Genomic DNA, 18,079 nt, shown 5'->3' with positions numbered 1-18,079 from the left:
GTAAATGAAAGACAGAATTTTAATTATGGATGACGATGAGCAAATTCGTAATTTAATTGCTATTTACTTAGAAAATGAAGGATTTGAAGCGCTGAAAGTTTCTAATGCTGTATCTGGGTTAGCGCTTTTAGAAGAACAAGAGGTAGATTTAATTATATTAGATATTATGATGCCGCAGATGAATGGAATTGAGGCTGCTTTTAAAATACGTGAAGAAAAAAACATGCCCATTATCATGCTGTCAGCTAAGTCAGAAGATATGGATAAGATATCTGGCTTAACAGCAGGCGCAGATGATTACTTAACAAAGCCATTTAATCCTCTCGAGCTCATCGCGCGGGTTAAATCACAAATTAGACGCTATAAAAAATACAATCAACGTGCTGAGCATGAAATTATTCAAATTGGCGATTTGGAAATTAACCGCAGCACCCGACTCGTCTTTGTACGCGGCCAAGAGATTCGCTTAACGCCAAAAGAGTTTAATATTTTAGAGCTGCTTGCACGTCATAAGGGCACGGTGATGAGTATGGGGAAAATATATGAAGCCGTTTGGCAAGCAGACGCGCTTAAATCGGATAGTACCGTAATGGTTCATATTACAAAAATCCGCGAAAAAATTGAGGATAATCCGAAAAAGCCCATTTATATTAAAACAATATGGGGCGTAGGATACAGGATATGAGAAGAATAAGTGTAAAGCTTCTTTTTGCTGTCATTATAAGCTTTTTGGCTACTAATTTAATTTTTATTTTAATTTCTAGGCTTGTTTTAAACAGGTATATACAAGAAGAGAAAATGAATGTTTCTGCATATAATCTATTGGCGTTTGGGCTTATTTCTATGGCGGTTGTGGTCTTTATTTTTGTTTTTTTAGTACTTATTCGTTCCCATATTCGTTACCTGAAAGAAATTTCCGAACAGGTTCAAAAAATATCAAATGGAGATTTAGGAGCAACCATCCATGTGCGAGGAAAAGATGAACTGGCTGAGTTAAGTCAAAATATTAACAAAATGTCTGCTCAGCTTCGTACAAAATTTAATCGCGAACGAGAAATCGAACAAGCAAAAAATGAGCTAATATCCAGTGTGTCTCACGATCTGCGCACGCCGCTAACCTCCATTGTGGGGTACCTCGATTTAATTAAAAAAAGAGCAAATTTAGATGATGAAACATTAGATAGCTATTTATATATTGTCGATTCAAAAGCAAATTATTTAACGGATTTAATTGAAGAGTTGTTTGACTATACAAAATTAACGAGTCCCGATCTTCAGCTTCAACGAAATGAAGTGGATATGAAACGTTTGCTTCAGCAGGTGATAGGAGAGTACGAGCCGATTTTAAAAAGAGAAGGCATTGACGTTCAGACTAGTTTTGCTAGTGAATCGGTTGTATTGATTGATGTAGAGAAAATGGTAAGAGTATTTCAAAATTTGCTCGAAAATGCCAAAAAGTACAGCGAAAAGCCTTCCGTATTAGAGGTGAATCAGGAAATTGATGAGGATTCGTTGATTATTTCCTTTAGGAACAGCATTAACATCAGTAAAAAACTTGAGGTAGAAAAGTTATTTGATCGATTTTATCGAGGTGATGAATCAAGAACGGATGCGAATGGTTCAGGCTTAGGACTGGCTATTGCTAAACAAATCATCCTGCTTCATCAAGGAGATATACGAGCGGAGCTTCAGCGTAATAAGCTCACTTTTTTTATAAAGCTGCCGCTAACACAAGAAAGCCTTGAGAATCATAAGTAAAGATTCTTAAGGCTTTTTGCTACTATTTTAATACCGTATTCAAATTCTGGAAGCGTCGCATAAGCAAAGGATATTCTGATATGCTGCGATGTTTCATGATCATATAATGCGCCTGGATTTAAAAGGACGCCTTGATCTAGACAGTGCTTAAATAATTTACGCATCGAAACAGGCTTATGCAGCGTAAGCCAAAAATAAAAACCTCCGCTTGGAACATTCCATGTAGCGAGACTTTCCAAATGCTTCTCTAAAATAGCCTGTGCTTTCTGAGATTTTTCTTTTAATTTGTACCGTACGCTGGCAACGTGATTGTCATAAATTCCTGTCTTAAGAGCTTCAGCAGCAGCCCATTGAGATAAGGAACTAGCTCCGTAGTCAACTTGCATTTTAAGATCGGCCAATCGCTCAATCACATGTTCTGGCCCGACAACCCATCCAATTCGAAATCCTGGGCTGAAGGTTTTAGAGAGCGTTCCTAAATAAAGAACCATTCCGTTTTTATCTTGAGCTTTTAATGAAAGCGGAGGGGGTGAATGAAACCAAAGCTCTCCGTAAGCATCATCTTCAATAATAGGCAAATGCATCATTTCACACCGATGAAGTAGCTCTTGACGCCTTTGTTCGCTCATCGTCACATTGGTTGGGTTATGAAAGTTGGGTATCGTATATAAGACTGTGCCTTTTTCTTTTTCATGCTGGTCTTTTAATGAAGATAATTGAATTCCTTCTTTATCTAATGAAACGCCCGTTATTTTCATTTGTGCGGACTGAAACAAGGGCAGAGAATAAAGATAAGATGGCTTTTCAGCTAAAATATTGGCACCTGGAGGCAGCAGGCCGATTGAAATTAATTGAAGCGCTTGAAGTGAACCAGATACAATTAAAATAGATGAAGGAGACGTTTCAATGCCTCGTTTTTTTACATGCTTCGCTAACTCTTGTCGCAGTTCACCGTTACCTTTTGGGTGCTCGTACCCCAAGTGTACGCTTCTATGTTTCATTCCGCTAAACAGCTCGGAAAGCTGATCAGAAGGGAGCAGGTCAGGTGCTAACTCTCCAGTTCCCAAACGAATAATGCCCCGTTGAAATTCAGCTTCGTTAATATGGCGGATAGTCGAAGAATTTGGTTGGTATATTCCTGCCTCTACATAAGAACTCCAGTTCATGTGAGAACATGCTGCTAGTAAGCTCCACGTATTGTTAATGACTTTGGTTCCACCACCTTTGTTTCCACTAAGCAGTCCTTCAGCAATTAAGTTTTCAGTTGCTGTTACCACTGTGCTTCTATTTACAGAAAAGGCAGCAGCCAAATGGCGCTGCGAAGGAATTTTAGTTCCAATAGGCCATTCTCCATTTGTAATTTTCTCTTTCATATACTCTTGAATTTGTTTGTGCATTGGCTTTTTATCAGCCGGATTTGGAGTCCAATTCATGTGAGACCACCTTTTTGTAATTTGGTTGGTATTATAAATCAAAACTTGGATGGAGACAACAGGGGATGTCAATTGTAAGATGAAAGAGAAAGGAGAGAGTAACATGTTTACAGTGGTTATACACGCTTTGGTGTTAGCATTCGGTTTGATTTTACCTTTAGGAGTACAAAATGTGTTTGTTTTTAATCAAGGAGCAAATCAACGGATGTTCAAACAGGCGCTTCCCGTAGTGGTGACGGCTTCTGTTTGTGATACGATTTTAATTATAGTCGCAGTGCTGGGAGTTTCAGCAGTAGTTGCTGCTTTTTCGTTTTTTCAAACGCTTATTTTTGGAATAGGTTTTCTTTTTTTAGCGTATATGGGCTTTGTAACATGGAAGAGCGAACCTTCGAAAACGTCATTAAAGGAAGGAATGACGGTAAAAGCGCAGATTCTATTTGCTGCTTCTGTATCTCTGCTAAATCCCCACGCGCTGATGGATATTATAGGCGTAATCGGAACAAATTCTCTACTGTACAGCGGAAAGGAAAAATGGATTTTTACGCTGGTTACGATATCTGTTTCGTGGATATGGTTTTTATTTTTAGCTTTTGCAGGAAAAGTGGTAGGGGAAATGGATACAAATGGGAAAATAATGATTTGGGTGAATAAGGTTTCTGCATGTATGATTTGGGGAGTGGCTCTTTACATGGCAAAAAGCATTCTTTTTCATTAGAATAAACGTTGAAAGGAAAGTTATGTAATATAAAAATGCTTTTTTCTAGAAAGCGAGGGTAAAAAATGATTCAAGGAATTAATCATATGTGCTTTTCCGTGTCAAATTTAGAACAGTCCATCACCTTTTATCAGAAAGTGTTAGGAGCGGAACTTTTAGTGAAAGGAAAATCCACCGCTTATTTTAATCTTAATGGATTGTGGCTGGCGTTAAACGAAGAAAAAAATGTACCTAGATCAGAAATTCAGTATTCGTATACTCATTTAGCGTTTTCTATTGCCATTGAAAGCTTTGACGAAGCAAAAGAATTGTTAAAACAGCATAATGTAACAATCTTACCGGGAAGAAGCCGTGACGAGAGAGACAAAAAATCTCTTTATTTTACGGATCCAGATGGGCATAAATTTGAATTTCATACCGGTACGCTCCAAGACCGTTTAGCGTATTACCAAGATGAAAAGCCACATATGAAGTTTTATTCGCTAAAAGAGTAGTACTAAAATAGTTACATGAGGTTATAATTCTATTACATTCGCCTTCTTCTTGCATTTATCATTAAACAAACGATACTGTTGTGATATAATGGAAAAAAAGTGAGGAGGAGGAAGAATGTATACCGCAAAACAGGTGAAGTTTGGTTCGCATATTGTAATAGGCGTACTTTTCGGCATACTAGCTGCAATGTTCATCGGAACTTTTTATCAAAATGTACCTGGCGTATTGCCGTACGGGATGATTAGCGGACTTGCAGTAGGACTAGTAGCAGATACATATTATACAATTAAAACAAAAATAAAGGTTATCTAATATAAATAGTAAGAAAAAGCAGTGAAGCTTTAGCTTCACTGCTTTTTTCTATTTCAAAATGATATTACTCAAAAAGCACTACATCCAATCCGTTTCTGCGGTAACAGGTTAGAAGCGTGTACAGTTCTGCACGGTGATGGTATAAATGAGATTGAATTTCAAGCAGCCACTCAAAACGTGTATACGTGCATCCCCAATAGGATGTCTGCAGTGAAAATAGCTTTTGTTCGTCAAAAGAAGAGTAGGCTGCTTTTAGCTGATTGAAGCCCTCTACTAAAGCAGCTTTGAGTTCAAGCTTTGTATAAGCTGGATGCTGCAGATAAAAGTCATTCATTTTATCTGCAGAGTAGCCTAAGGAAATATAATAGTCTGCACTACAAATGAGACATAAATGCTGCAGCAGCTCTTGAATAGACCGCTTGTGAGGGAGGGGACGATAAGCAAGCTCTTCTTCTGTAACGCCATTAATGATTGCGGTTAGGGAATGGATGTTAACGTTTATTTGATTAAACACCATCTCACAGTACGAATTCATGTATTCACATCCTTTTTATTCAACTAAATACCGCATTTTTTGATCCAGCCAGTACTCTGATTTTTCATTGTTATCGAGCTTAATATAGCAATCGACAATTTCATCATAAATGAATTCCTTTTCTTCTACTAAATCAATAAATTTAATGAGTAAAAATACGGCTTTTGAAACTTTTCCATTCTCACAAAGCCATTCTTTCATCCAGATTAATAAGTCAAGAAGAATAATCTCTATTTTTACTCGGATATCAAGGAACCAGTCGTCATAAATCGTTGTTAAATAATGAGGAACTAATTGGTGCAGTCGCTGTTCAGCTTCCTTGAATTTCAACGTCGGATCAGACTGTTCGGTAATCCACTGAAGGTCAGTTAATAAATCTAATCCATCGCTTGATACATCTGCGTTTAAAGAAATGAGCTGCCTGTTAACAAGTAAAACTGGCTCTTCCTTTTCTGCGTTCAATAACTTTTTTAAATGAGACAAGTAGACGCGTAAATTCTTTTTAGCATTGCTTAAAGGTATGTCAGGCCACAACGCTTCGCATAGCTGTTCTCTGCTGATAGAATGATGAAAAATAAGATATAGTAAAATTTCTTGAGCAAAGCGCTTATTCCAGCCCTCTGTAATAAGTTGGCCATTTACATAGACGGAAAAAGAGTACAAGAAATCTACTTTAAGAGAGGGTGTGTGGGCATGGAAGTCTTTTTGTATGTCTATAGCCGTATCACTTTCCCAGTTTTTAAGTATTTTCATAGAGTCATTTCTTAAAGAAGACGGCTGAGTTTTGTTACTTTTAATAAAATCTACGGCAATTTCTTTGAGTAAAGTTGTTTTTTCTTTTACCAAAAATAAAGAATGTGCGTTAGGTATGGTCATATGACTGTAGTTTTTTAAAAACATCGTCTTTGAAATGAGATACTGAGATGAAAACAGAAAATCATGTTGACCAGATAAAGTGAGTACAGGAAGTGAAATGCTAGTCAACTCTTGAAATAGATTGTCTGTAATAGATAGTTTAAGAAAGCGGAAATATACACCGGGATCCATTTTTTTTAGTCTTTCAATTACCTGTTGTATGTTTGTAGGTTCCAGACTCTCTAGTTTGCCTAATTCGAAAATTTTATCTACCGGTATTTGGTTTTTACTTTCTTCGTTGTAACATCTCTTAATCTTTTGAAGGGTGCTATCTGAATAAAAAGGAAGAGACAATAGTATCAGTCCCTCAATAAGAAATTCATAGCGGGCAGCAAATTTAACAGCGATTTGTCCTCCAAATCCCACGCCAACTAAGTAACATTTCTTTATATGTAACGTATGTAATAAGTGGAAAAGATCTTTAATATGAGCCTCAAACGATATCTCCCCTGTAGCGGAGGCGCTATTTCCTGTCTCTCTCAAATCGTATTGAATAACACAATAATGTTGGGTTAATTCTGCAGTAATAGAATCAAAAAGCGTATGATCAGTGATAACAGAATGAACCATCACAATGGTTTCTGTCTTGTCAGTGAATACGGGCGAATGAACTTCATAGTAAATTTTTTCTGTCGCCGTATGCAGAAAAGGCATAAAAACAATCCTCCTAGTGTCTAACTGTAGCGTTTGTGTAACGGTAAAATTATTATGATAAGAATAGACGGAAAATTCAAAAAAATGAGTGCTTTTTAGTAATTAAAAAATGTCTAATGTTCTAGTAATATCCATTATACTGTAAAACCATAGTGAAAAATAAGGGAGAATGCCCAAAAACAGCAAAAAGAAAACGTTATCAATTTCGAAAAAAGAAGAAAGGAGGAGAATTATGAATTTTAAAGACGAAAATGCGTTAGACTTAGAATGGGTTATGCTCATAATGGAAGCAAAACAAACAGGTATAAGCATCGAGGAAGTTAGACAATTTTTACAAAGTATTAGCTCAAATTCTTAGCTCAAATTCTTAGCCAATACACTAGTAAGAAAATAAAGAATTCTCTAAGCATAGATAACCTTTATAGCGAGTCTCAAGCTATGTCTACTAGATGTATAATCATCCCTTTACAGTAAGAACGTTTATTTATAATGCACGGTAAAGTGAAATTATGGTATTATTATCGATAAGTAAGCATTAGTAAGGGTGATTAAAATGACAATTGGCCAACGTATTCGAGATCTCAGAACGAAACAGGGAATATCGCTAACAGAACTTGCAAACCGAGCGGGTGTTGCTAAATCGTACATATCTTCAGTAGAAAGAGGAATTCAGCTCAACCCATCTATTCAATTTCTAAACAAAATTTCTACCTCATTGAACGTCAGTATTGATAGATTGATTCATGAGCCTATGGATAAATCTGAATCGTTGGATATTGATGATGAGTGGCTTGAGTTAGCAAAAGAAGCAGCGGAGTCAGGAATAAGCAAAGAGCAGTTTAAACAATTTCTTGAATTTCAAAAATGGCAGCGGGCAAAGCAAGATTAACTTCGTGGAATATACATAAAAGAGAACCTACATAGAACAACTGCTGAAAAATCATGATTGTAAAAAAGAGATTCCATTTATCTATGGAATCTCTTTTTTAGGCTTAAGAAGAAATAAAATGGGACGAGAATTCTTTTTCTCGCTGAAACTGAATACGTTCAAGAGTTATTAATTCAGGCTTTCTTTTCTGTTCAAACTGTCTCAATGTTTCTGAAATCTTTTTGTTTTGATAAAAAACTTGATGCAGTAAGTCAGACAGTAAGTCAGCATCTTTTAATGACTCGTTTAATCCAAAAGCGCCAGTGGGAGTCATCGTATGAGCAGCATCCCCTAATAATAACAGGTGATGCTTTGACCATACTTCGCTTATGCTGCTTTGCACAGAAAGAAGCGTAAAGTCTGACCAAGACGTAATAAACCTTTCTATTGAAAGGTTTAAGCTAGGGAAAGCGTCTATTAAACGCTGAATAAACGGTCTAAACGATTGTTTTCGAAGAGCAGGATAGCTGCCTTTTTCAATATTCCATCCGATTTGAACAAAGCCTTTTGCTTGAGAAAAAAGCGCCACCTGCTGCTGCTTCACAAGTGAAAATTTAATAGAAGGCTCCCAATTAGCAGGTGCAGGAATTTTCGCCCAAAGCAAATCGTATCCATGATTGTGGATATTGTTTTTTATGTGCGCAAGTTTGCGAACAGTTGAATATCGACCATCTGCTCCAATAATGATTTTACTTTCAACTATTATTTCACCCCGGCCTTTTTGCTGAGCTTTTATTCCAGTATATTGTCCTTTTTCATTCTGCATTAGCTCCGTTACTTTTGTGCCCAGCATAAGCTTGTAGGAGAGATGGATGCTTGCTTGGTTATTTATAGACTGAAGGAGATGCTGCTGTGGAACATGAATTCCTGCATGTCCAAGTTCAGATTCTATCGTTTTGAATACATGTCCATCCTTCCAGTATTCGACCCTAGACATTTGAAGGAGGCCTAAGCTTTCAATTTCTTCAAATATATGATGTTTCTTAAGAATCATTTCTCCATCTTCATTTAAATGTTCGCCTCGAAATTCTTTTCCAAGCTCATCAGATCTCTCTATCAGTATAGTTGATATATTTTGTTTAGCCAGTAGATAGGCCAGTAGAGCACCGCCTGGTCCGGCTCCTATTATACACACATCTGTTTGATAGTTCATTTTCTTCACCTTGTTTGTTATATGCAATTAAGTTACTTTTAGTAAGTATATTAACTTTTATAAATGTTAATGTCAACTTTTTTATAGCTTTTCTTCTATGAAATTCGCTCTTTGGACAAAACACAAATAAGGTTCTACATAATCAAAGTCAAAGATTAAGTTTTATGATAAACTAAAATACACAAATTATTTTGAATAATTTGTATAAAAAGGTGAAATTTCAAAATTGTTGAGAAAAAGCACGGTTGGAAAGCTGCAGGATTTTTAGCAAGAAGAGTAGAGATCGTTTCTGAAAATTCTAGCAAACTCCAATTTCGACTGGAGGATGATTATGACAAAAGTAGAACATTATATTCAAACATTGGGTAACAGTGCAGATTTGCTAACAAAAAGGCAGACAAGCATTTACTTCGAAAAACTTTCAAACACCTTTCCTTTTTTAACAATCATGCAAATTAATTGGAGAAAAGTATTAATTAAAAAGTCCACCCGGCATATTGAAGAAATCAAAAAATGGCTTCAAGAGATGAATATAAAAGAACATCAGGTTGTTTTATTTTGGAAACGAGCAACTAAAGCTGTAAGCGTCGATTTAGCTCAGGCTTTACTGTTTTTTCAACAAACAGCTGATCTTACAGAAGAAGCATTTATTTACTGTCCGTCTGTTGACTATGTAATTGAGTATTTTAAAGACGGTAAAATGATGATTGGTTTAGCAGCACGTTAATTAAAAGGAAAAAAAGCTGAGGGGGGAGGCGAATTAGAACCTCTTCACTCAGCTCTTTATGCATATAAAATCTAAAAAATACGAAACATAACGTTATTTACAACATAAATTACCTTCTCTTTATAATTAGTGGGAAAAGTATTGACATTTTCCATAAAACAAATATAATTAACATTAATCATATTGTTAATTGTAAAAAGAGCGATCAGGAGAAATGATGAATGTCGAACAATAAAGCAGTGACGAATCAAACGAAAAAAGAATACCCTAAACCCTATGGCTATACGTCAGATATTGCTGTATTTACGATTGTGACGGAAGAAAAAGAACCATACAAACCACCTAAAATGAGTTTGAAATTAATGCTTATCCAACGAGCAATGGTGAATGCAGAAGGAGAAAAGAACAGCGAAGCAGGAAAGTGGGCGCTTCCCGGCGGATTTGTCCATCCTGATGAATCAGCTTTTGAAGCGGCTAAAAGAGAGCTCGAAGAAGAAACGGGCGTAAAAGATATTCATTTAAAACACTATGGTGTCTATGATGAGCCTGGCAGGGACGATAGAGGATGGGTCATTACAAACGCACATTATGCAATCGTCCCAGAAGATAGTCTAATAAAGCGAAAAGCGAATGATGATGCTGCTCGAGTTGAATTATTTAAAATAGATGAAATCTTTTCATTGCCTTTAGCATTTGATCATGAAATCATCATTCGAGATGCAATCAAGGAAATTAAGAAAGATTTATTGCAAACGACCATTGCCCAGAAGTTTCTGCCTTCTCAGTTTACATACTCTGAGCTGCAGGCTGTGCTGCTTACCGTAACGGATGATGCAGCGATTAAAAGTGATCAGGCCTTTGCACGAAAAATAAGAATGCTGCCATTTATTGAAGAAGTAGATGGAAAAACAACGACGAGAACGTCTAAAAAACCAACAAAGCTCTACCGGTTTGTTGAAATGAATGTGATGAAGCCAATCTATACAGCACGCTACTAAAAGAAAAACTTTCAATTCAAATAATTAACAATATGTTAACTGTTAATTTTTACGTATGAGGGGGAAACATAATGAAAAAAGCACTGATTAACATCGATTATACAAATGATTTTGTAGCTGAAAACGGAGCTTTGACATGCGGAGAACCAGGGAGACACATTGAAACATCCATAAGCGATATTACGCGTCAATTTATTGAGCAAAACGAGTATGTCGTGTTCGCCATTGATTTTCATAAAGAAAATGATTCCTTGCATCCAGAATCAGCGCTGTTTCCGCCTCATAATGTTGAAGGTTCTGCAGGAAGAGAGCTATACGGAAAGTTAAATGATTTATATAATGTGTATCAATCAAAGGCAAATGTAGAATGGATGAATAAGACGAGATACAGCGCATTTGCTGGAACGGATCTGGAGATTAAACTGAGAGAAAGACAAATTACCGATGTCTACTTAGCAGGTGTATGCACGGATATTTGTGTACTTCATACAGCAGTAGATGCCTATAATAAAGGATTTGCTATTTATATTTATGAAAAAGCCGTAGCAAGCTTTAATCAAAAAGGTCATGAGTGGGCGCTTGAACATTTTAAATCTTGCCTCGGAGCAGAAATTATTTAAGGACATAAAAGTGGAGGAAATCAATGAATATGTTTACAGATGACAGCGTAATGCTACACACCGATTTATATCAAATTAATATGGGAGAAACGTACTGGGAAGATAATATTCATCAAAAGAGAGCTGTTTTTGAAGTTTTCTTCCGCAAACTTCCTTTTGGAAATGGTTATGCTGTTTTTGCTGGATTAGAAAGAATTATTGAATATATTAAAGCATTTAAATTTAGCGAATCAGATTTAACCTACTTGCACGAAGAATTAGGTTTTAAAGAAGATTATTTAGCTTACTTAAAAGACCTTACGTTTACTGGAACGATTCGATGTATGCGTGAAGGTGAGCTTGTGTTTCATAATGAACCAATTTTACGTGTAGAAGCACCATTAATTGAAGCTCAGCTCGTAGAAACAGCTATTTTGAATATTGTGAATTACCAAACGCTGATTGCGACGAAAGCAGCTCGAATCAAACATGTAGTGGGAGATCAAGTGGCAATGGAATTTGGAACACGCCGCGCTCAAGAAATGGACGCTGCTATTTGGGGAACAAGAGCAGCCTATATTGGCGGATTTGGTGCTACTTCTAACGTGCGAGCAGGAAAGAAATTTGGAATTCCAGTTGCAGGAACGCATGCTCATGCCATGGTGCAGGCATATAAAGACGAATATATTGCATTTCATAAATATGCTCGTCGCCATAAAAACTGCGTGTTTCTAGTTGATACATACGATACGTTAAAATCAGGAGTTCCCAACGCCATTAAAGTAGCAAAAGAATTAGGCGATAAAATTAATTTTACAGCGATTCGCTTAGACAGCGGCGATTTAACATATTTGTCTAAAAAAGCTCGTCAAATGTTAGATGAAGCAGGGTTTACAGACACAAAAATTGTTGCTTCCAACGATTTAGATGAAGATACGATTATGCATTTAAAGTCGCAAGGGGCACGAATAGACATGTGGGGAATTGGCACTAAGCTCATTACTGCATATGATCAGCCGGCGCTTGGAGCAGTATATAAACTCGTCTCTATTGAAGGAGAAAATGGCGAGATGATGGATACGATTAAAATTAGCGCCAATCCTGAAAAAGTGAGTACACCAGGGTTGAAGCGCGTATATCGTATTATTAATAATTTGAATGGAAAATCTGAAGGGGATTATATCACGATGGAAGATGAAGATCCTCAAAGCGAAGAACGTTTAAAAATGTTCCATCCTGTTCATACGTTTATCAGTAAATTCGTCACAAATTTTGAGGCAAAAGAACTCCATCATGATATCTTTGTAAACGGAAAGCTTGTGTATGAAACAGAAGAACTTCAGGAAATTCAGCAGTACGTAAAAGATAATTTAGAGCTGCTATGGGATGAATATAAGCGTACGCGCAATCCTGAAGAATATCCAGTAGATTTAAGCGAGAAATGTTGGGAAAATAAAACGCGTCAAATTGCGTACGTAAAACAAAAAGTAGCGGAAGCCCTAAATAAAAAATAGTAGGGAGCTGGAGACATGTCAGATACGCTTGCTTATTTTCAACAGCTAAACCCTGATAAAAAAATAGATAAGCTTTTAGAAAAAGGAGCGAAAATTGGTATTTATGGTTCTTCTTTTGATCCGGTTACCAATGTTCATCTTTGGACGGCATCAACGGTTGCGCATCGAAAGAAGTTAGATGCTATTATCTTTTTGCCTTCATCGCACAAACGAACAGATAAAAAGCTCCAGACGTCGGATGAGCACCGTGTAAATATGGTTAGCTTAGCGATTAAAGATAACCAAAAATTTTTGCTCGATACGTATGAGCTAGACGTATTGCCCGGCTATCATTACACATACTACACTATGGAGCACTTTAAAAAATTGCTTCCACACGCTGATTTATTTTTTATTATGGGAGCCGACTTACTGCAAGATATTGGTGAAGGCAAGTGGAAGAAAGCAGATGAACTTATTAGTAAAAACCAGTTTATCATCATGGCAAGAGAGGGAATAGACATGTTGAAAGCTATTAGTCATTCTCCATTGCTTCGAAATTATGACGACGGCCGGTTTCAGCTTCTTGATAAAGGGCTGGCGATGGAAATCAGTTCTACTTATATTCGTCAAGAATTTGCCCGGGGCGGAGAACCAAGATATTTAATGCCTGATCTCTGTTATTTTTATAGTAAAAAACATGGACTGTATCAGTAAGAAATCTACATATAATGGAAGGAGAGCATGTATCATGTCAGACATGCAAGAAAAAATAAGAAAAGAGCTACATGTGAAATCTGAAATTGATCCAGCACAAGAAATTCGTGCCCGCGTTGATTTTCTGAAAAGCTACCTAAAGTCAGCAAATGCAAAAGGCTTTGTATTAGGTATAAGTGGGGGGCAGGACTCTAGCTTAGCTGGGCGATTAGCGCAGATTGCTGTAGACGAATTGCGAAAAGAAGAATATGAAGCAAAATTTGTAGCCGTTCGCTTGCCTCATGGCACGCAGCATGATGAAGCAGATGCGAAGGCGTCACTAGAATTTATTAAACCTAATGAAACATATACGTTTAATATTAAAAACACGGTGGAAGCATTTGAAAGTTCGTTTACAGGCGCGACAGATATAGCGCTGTCTGATTTTCATAAAGGAAATGTCAAAGCACGTACACGTATGATTGTACAGTATGCAATCGGGGGAGAAAACGGCCTTTTAGTTATCGGAACCGATCATGCAGCAGAAGCAGTAACAGGCTTTTTTACGAAATACGGGGATGGCGGAGCAGACGTGCTGCCTCTAACGGGATTAACAAAACGTCAAGGAAAAGCATTGCTAAAAGAATTAGGTGCAGATAAACGATTGTACGAAAAAGTACCAACAGCTGACTTGTTAGATAATAGTCCTGGTCAATCTGATGAAACGGAACTAGGAATTTCTTATGATGAACTAGACAATTATTTGGAAGGAAAAGAAGTATCACAAGAAGCCGCTGAAAAAATTGAACAGCGCTATCGTATTACTGAACATAAGCGTCAGTTACCGGCTAGCATGTTTGATGAATGGTGGAAATGAGAGAAATGCCCATATTAGGTATATCTAATATGGGCATTATTTTGACTGATTTCTTTCATAAAACAAAAAAGTGGCGGAAAAAGTGTAAATTAACGAATTGTTTTCTCATACACACTTTGTTATTCTTACGCACTTTGGTATAATGAAGTGCTTTTAATATTATTGAGGAGGAACATTTTTTATGGCAGTTGAAGTAGGTAGCAAGGTACAAGGTAAAGTAACAGGTATTACTAATTTTGGAGCATTTGTAGAATTACCTGGAGGTCAAACTGGGCTTGTACATATTAGTGAGGTAGCTGACAGCTATGTAAAAGACATTAATGACCATCTTAAAGTTGGTCAAGAAATTGAAGTGAAAGTCGTTAATGAGAAAGACGGAAAAATTGGATTATCGATTAAAAAAGCGATAGATAAACCTGAAAGACCCTCATCTTCTTATTCACAACGCCCGCCACGTCAGGCAAGAAATAATGATAATCGTTCTAAAAGCAGCTTCCAACCAAAGGAAAACTTCGAACAAAAAATGGCGCGTTTCTTAAAGGATAGTGAAGATAATTTATCTACACTAAAACGCAGCACTGAATCAAAACGAGGTGGCAGAGGCGGAAGACGCGGATAAATCCCTTCCACTTTAACTACTTTATTATATAGCTGAAGCAAGCCAGTAAAAATTGGCTTGCTTCTTTTTTGTAATAGCTTAAGTACATGCGCTAGAAGAGTAAAGAGAAGGTTAGGTACTTACTTGGTTGTAAAGTAGATGCCAATAGTGACAAGAGATGAGAGAAGATCAAGGATGAGTAGGATGAAATTTAAATCTATCATAATCATGCCTCCCTTTGTGCGAGCGTTGACGTTAGTATCTGCAAGACCTCCCTTTATTATTCGTAATTTTTTAAAATTTCATTTAATTAAGTGCGATATTTTATATTATATTAAACTATGTTCTAAATAATAAGTTATAAAATAAAAAGCGCTTATAAGAACAATTTTCTTAAAATAATAAAAAAACCTTATAAGTAAACGAAGGGAAAGTAGAGATGAGTCCCTGATAAAAATAGCTAAATTAACAGAAATTCGTCAGTATTCTTGTATATTCATCTAATCTCTTCATAATTTTAGGAATAAAAAAGTTACGGAAAGACGAGAAATAGACAAAATTCTTCATTTTTTGAGCATTAGTGCTTAATTTTTAGGGATACACAAAATGATTCCATAGACTCAAGGATTTTATAGTAATATATAGAACTTCCATACTATTCTAATTTTTAGCTCGCAAGCTAAGTAAAAGATGCGTATGTTCTGGGGATGAAGACATACATAGTTGCATGAATTATAGAGAGAAATGGAGAGGGGAAAACGATGAAAAAAGTATCAATTCGGGCTGTATTGAGTACAGTAGCATTTTCGGTTGCTTTATCTTCTTTTGCAATGGGAGCATCCGCTAACGGAAATTCAAAACCAGCGCTTGAACCGTCTTTAATTAAAATTCAAGGAGACTATAACTTAAAGTCGGCTAAAAAAGTAAAAGTTATTGTGGAGTTAAATGAAGAGTCTGTAGCGGAAGCAAAGAAAAAAGGAGTAGCGCAAAGTAAAGGAAAGATTAAAAAAGCGCGTGACGAAGTGAAAAAAGAGCTTTCAAAAGCTTCTAAAACTTCAAAAGTAAAACGTGAATATGACCAAGTGTTTTCCGGGTTTTCAGCGGAACTTCCGGCTAATGACCTTGAAAAAGTAGCAAGTTTACCTGGAGTAAAAGCTATTTATCCAAGCGTTGAATATCATACAACAGAAGTGAAATCGAAAGAAGTGAGCGCCGAAGAATACGGTTCTGAAATGGATAAAAGCATTTACTATGTGGGAGCAGAGCAAGCGTGGAAGTCAGGATATACAGGTAAAAATATGACCGTAGCCGTTATAGATACAGGCGTTGATTACGACCACCCGGATTTAAAGTCAGCGTTTGAGAAATATAAAGGATGGGATTTTGTAGATGATGACAAAGATCCTCAAGAAACGCCGGCTGGAGATCCAAAAGGAGAAGCAACAACGCACGGAACCCACGTAGCAGGAACAATTGCAGCGGACGGGAAAATTAAAGGGGTAGCTCCTGATGCCCATTTACTTGCTTATCGTGTATTAGGCCCAGGAGGAACGGGTACAACGGAAGACGTGATCGCCGGTATTGAACGTGCAGTAGAAGACGGAGCGGATGTAATGAACCTGTCGCTTGGAGACACAATTAATAATCCTGACTTGGCAACGAGTATTGCGTTAGATTGGGCAATGGAAGAAGGAGTAGTAGCTGTTACATCAAATGGAAACAGTGGGCCAGCTAACTGGACAGTAGGCTCTCCAGGGACGTCTCGTGAAGCTATTTCAGTTGGTGCAACTCAGCTTCCTTACAATTTGTATAAAACGACATTAACTGTAGATAACGCAAGCTATGCTTCAGCTGAAGTAATGGGCTTTCCAAATGACAAGGCATTACTAGATGCAAGCGGTAAAAAGTATGAATTTGTACCTGTCGGACTCGGTAAACCAGAAGACTTTGAAGGAAAGGATGTAAAAGGAAAAGTAGCGGTTATTTCTCGCGGCGACATTGCGTTTGTAGATAAAGTTGATAATGCGAAAAAAGCCGGTGCTGTTGCAACGGTGATTTACAACAACGTAGAAGGGACAATTCCTGATATTCCAGGTACATCTCTGCCAAGTATTCGCCTATCAAAAGCCGATGGACAAGCTTTGGTAGCTTCTTTAGCAAAAGGATCCGTCACGGGCTCTTTTACTGCAACATTTGATCAGACAGTTGATGAAACAATGGCTGATTTTTCATCTCGCGGACCGGTTGTGGATACGTGGATGATTAAGCCAGACATTTCAGCACCTGGAGTAGATATTATCAGCACAGTGCCAACAAATGATCCAAGCAACCCTCATGGATATGGGTCAAAACAAGGAACAAGTATGGCCGCGCCGCACGTAGCAGGAGCAGCAGCGTTAATTTTACAGGCGCATCCAAATTATAAAGTAGAAGACGTAAAAGCATCTTTAATGAATACAACGGAATTGCTTCGTGACCGCAACGGGCTGGTTTATCCTCATAATACGCAAGGTGCAGGAAGCATGCGCGTAGTAGATGCAATTAAAGCAAAAACGCTTATTACACCAGGAAGTCACTCGTACGGTGTCTTTTATAAAGATAAAGGGAAACAAGTAGAAAAACAAAGCTTTAAGATTAAAAATCTATCAAATCACAGTCAAAAATACTCGGTCAAAGTAAAATTTAAGAAAAGCCATCAGGCAATTGACGTTAAATCAACAAACGATTTAGTAGTTAATGCAGGAAAAACGCAAAAAGTAAACCTGAATGTAAAAGTAGATGCAGGGAAATTATCTCCTGGCTATTACGAAGGGACAATTACCGTAAGTAACAATAAAGAAACGTACGATGTCCCAACCATCTTATTTGTAAAAGAGCCGGATTACCCGCGCGTTACTTCTGCGTATGTAGATGTACTTGGAAATGGATCATTTGAATACGGCAGTTATTTACCAGGAGGAGCAGAGAAGCTTAGCTATTACATTTACGATGCAACGTTAGAAAAAGGGGAATTGTTAAGTTCGTATACGAATGTAGAAAAAGGATTCTCTAGCGCAACGTGGGACGGAAAGATTAATGGTGAAGCTCTTCCAGCGGGAACATATTATTTATACGCAGAAGCAGTAAAAGCAGGTCAGACGACAGGTTCTTTAGGAGAATTCGAAATTAAATAAATAAAAAAAGAGTGCCAGTC

Annotated in this window: 19 protein-coding genes; 15 read left to right on the top strand and 4 right to left on the bottom strand. The window is 37.1% G+C overall.

All coding sequences use genetic code 11. The features are described from left to right. Positions 1-4: 4 nt before the first annotated feature. A complete protein-coding gene (locus LAV82_RS19300) occupies positions 5-685 on the top strand; it encodes a response regulator transcription factor (protein ID WP_499716734.1) in 681 nt (226 codons plus the stop codon). After that, positions 682-1,758: a sensor histidine kinase gene (locus tag LAV82_RS19295; RefSeq protein WP_499716733.1), complete on the top strand. Its 1,077-nt coding sequence runs from the start codon at positions 682-684 to the stop codon at positions 1,756-1,758. The genes LAV82_RS19300 and LAV82_RS19295 overlap by 4 nt, the downstream gene beginning before the upstream one ends. Here the strand turns inward: LAV82_RS19295 and LAV82_RS19290 are convergent. Next, positions 1,749-3,191, bottom strand: a complete 1,443-nt coding sequence (locus tag LAV82_RS19290; RefSeq protein ID WP_211078729.1) for an aminotransferase-like domain-containing protein — start codon at positions 3,189-3,191, stop codon at positions 1,749-1,751. The genes LAV82_RS19295 and LAV82_RS19290 overlap by 10 nt on opposite strands. Before the next feature lie 103 nt (positions 3,192-3,294). On the opposite strand from LAV82_RS19290, the gene LAV82_RS19285 reads away from it, so the two are divergent. The 3 genes from LAV82_RS19285 (at position 3,295) to LAV82_RS19275 (ending at position 4,713) form a co-directional block, all read left to right on the top strand. Further along, positions 3,295-3,906, top strand: coding sequence for a LysE/ArgO family amino acid transporter (locus LAV82_RS19285; RefSeq protein WP_499716732.1), 612 nt, complete (start codon positions 3,295-3,297; stop codon positions 3,904-3,906). A gap of 65 nt (positions 3,907-3,971) precedes the next feature. Next, positions 3,972-4,400 carry a metallothiol transferase FosB gene (fosB, locus tag LAV82_RS19280; RefSeq protein ID WP_263033014.1) on the top strand — a complete coding sequence of 143 codons (429 nt, stop codon included), beginning with the start codon at positions 3,972-3,974 and terminating at the stop codon, positions 4,398-4,400. Positions 4,401-4,515: 115 nt separating this feature from the next. Then, positions 4,516-4,713, top strand: a complete 198-nt coding sequence (locus LAV82_RS19275; protein WP_013056897.1) for a hypothetical protein — start codon at positions 4,516-4,518, stop codon at positions 4,711-4,713. Between the two features lie 64 nt (positions 4,714-4,777). On the opposite strand, the gene LAV82_RS19270 is transcribed toward LAV82_RS19275, so the two are convergent. Together LAV82_RS19270 and LAV82_RS19265 are read right to left on the bottom strand one after the other, a co-directional pair. Next, positions 4,778-5,248, bottom strand: coding sequence for a DinB family protein (locus LAV82_RS19270; protein WP_211078726.1), 471 nt, complete (start codon positions 5,246-5,248; stop codon positions 4,778-4,780). Positions 5,249-5,263: 15 nt separating this feature from the next. After that, positions 5,264-6,817, bottom strand: a complete 1,554-nt coding sequence (locus tag LAV82_RS19265; protein ID WP_336107409.1) for an alpha/beta hydrolase — start codon at positions 6,815-6,817, stop codon at positions 5,264-5,266. Between the two features lie 232 nt (positions 6,818-7,049). Here LAV82_RS19265 and LAV82_RS19260 point away from each other — a divergent pair, with 232 nt between their 5' ends. Together LAV82_RS19260 and LAV82_RS19255 are read left to right on the top strand one after the other, a co-directional pair. Then, positions 7,050-7,175: an anti-repressor SinI family protein gene (locus LAV82_RS19260; RefSeq protein ID WP_013056900.1), complete on the top strand. Its 126-nt coding sequence runs from the start codon at positions 7,050-7,052 to the stop codon at positions 7,173-7,175. 195 nt (positions 7,176-7,370) lie between these two features. Further along, positions 7,371-7,706 carry a helix-turn-helix domain-containing protein gene (locus tag LAV82_RS19255; RefSeq protein WP_013056901.1) on the top strand — a complete coding sequence of 112 codons (336 nt, stop codon included), beginning with the start codon at positions 7,371-7,373 and terminating at the stop codon, positions 7,704-7,706. A 103-nt stretch (positions 7,707-7,809) separates the two neighbouring features. On the opposite strand, the gene LAV82_RS19250 is transcribed toward LAV82_RS19255, so the two are convergent. Then, a complete protein-coding gene (locus tag LAV82_RS19250) occupies positions 7,810-8,898 on the bottom strand; it encodes an FAD-dependent monooxygenase (protein WP_499716731.1) in 1,089 nt (362 codons plus the stop codon). A gap of 331 nt (positions 8,899-9,229) precedes the next feature. Between LAV82_RS19250 and LAV82_RS19245 the strand changes: the two genes are divergently transcribed. The 8 genes from LAV82_RS19245 to LAV82_RS19210 all read left to right on the top strand — a co-directional run bounded on the left by LAV82_RS19245 (position 9,230) and on the right by LAV82_RS19210 (position 18,059). Beyond that, positions 9,230-9,625 carry a CDI toxin immunity protein gene (locus LAV82_RS19245; RefSeq protein WP_013056903.1) on the top strand — a complete coding sequence of 132 codons (396 nt, stop codon included), beginning with the start codon at positions 9,230-9,232 and terminating at the stop codon, positions 9,623-9,625. A 221-nt stretch (positions 9,626-9,846) separates the two neighbouring features. Beyond that, a complete protein-coding gene (locus LAV82_RS19240) occupies positions 9,847-10,623 on the top strand; it encodes an NUDIX domain-containing protein (protein WP_013056904.1) in 777 nt (258 codons plus the stop codon). A 71-nt stretch (positions 10,624-10,694) separates the two neighbouring features. Next, the gene (locus tag LAV82_RS19235) at positions 10,695-11,243 is read left to right on the top strand and encodes a cysteine hydrolase family protein (RefSeq protein ID WP_013056905.1); all 549 of its coding nucleotides are present in this window, start codon (positions 10,695-10,697) and stop codon (positions 11,241-11,243) included. A 23-nt stretch (positions 11,244-11,266) separates the two neighbouring features. Continuing rightward, positions 11,267-12,736, top strand: coding sequence for a nicotinate phosphoribosyltransferase (locus LAV82_RS19230; RefSeq protein ID WP_041816550.1), 1,470 nt, complete (start codon positions 11,267-11,269; stop codon positions 12,734-12,736). A gap of 15 nt (positions 12,737-12,751) precedes the next feature. Further along, positions 12,752-13,432, top strand: coding sequence for a nicotinate (nicotinamide) nucleotide adenylyltransferase (gene nadD / locus LAV82_RS19225; RefSeq protein ID WP_499716730.1), 681 nt, complete (start codon positions 12,752-12,754; stop codon positions 13,430-13,432). Between the two features lie 34 nt (positions 13,433-13,466). Further along, complete coding sequence (nadE, locus tag LAV82_RS19220) at positions 13,467-14,288, top strand: NAD(+) synthase (RefSeq protein WP_211078720.1); 822 nt, start codon at positions 13,467-13,469, stop codon at positions 14,286-14,288. A 181-nt stretch (positions 14,289-14,469) separates the two neighbouring features. Beyond that, positions 14,470-14,907, top strand: a complete 438-nt coding sequence (locus tag LAV82_RS19215) for a S1 domain-containing RNA-binding protein (protein WP_211078719.1) — start codon at positions 14,470-14,472, stop codon at positions 14,905-14,907. Positions 14,908-15,647: 740 nt separating this feature from the next. Next, positions 15,648-18,059 carry a S8 family serine peptidase gene (locus tag LAV82_RS19210; protein ID WP_499716729.1) on the top strand — a complete coding sequence of 804 codons (2,412 nt, stop codon included), beginning with the start codon at positions 15,648-15,650 and terminating at the stop codon, positions 18,057-18,059. Positions 18,060-18,079 lie beyond the last annotated feature (20 nt).

It is taken from the genome of Bacillus sp. ILBB4, from assembly GCF_035064545.1.
Lineage (GTDB): Bacteria > Bacillota > Bacilli > Bacillales > Bacillaceae_H > Priestia.
Note: the sequence above shows the minus strand (reverse complement) of the source record. Positions and strands in the feature narration are given on the sequence as shown.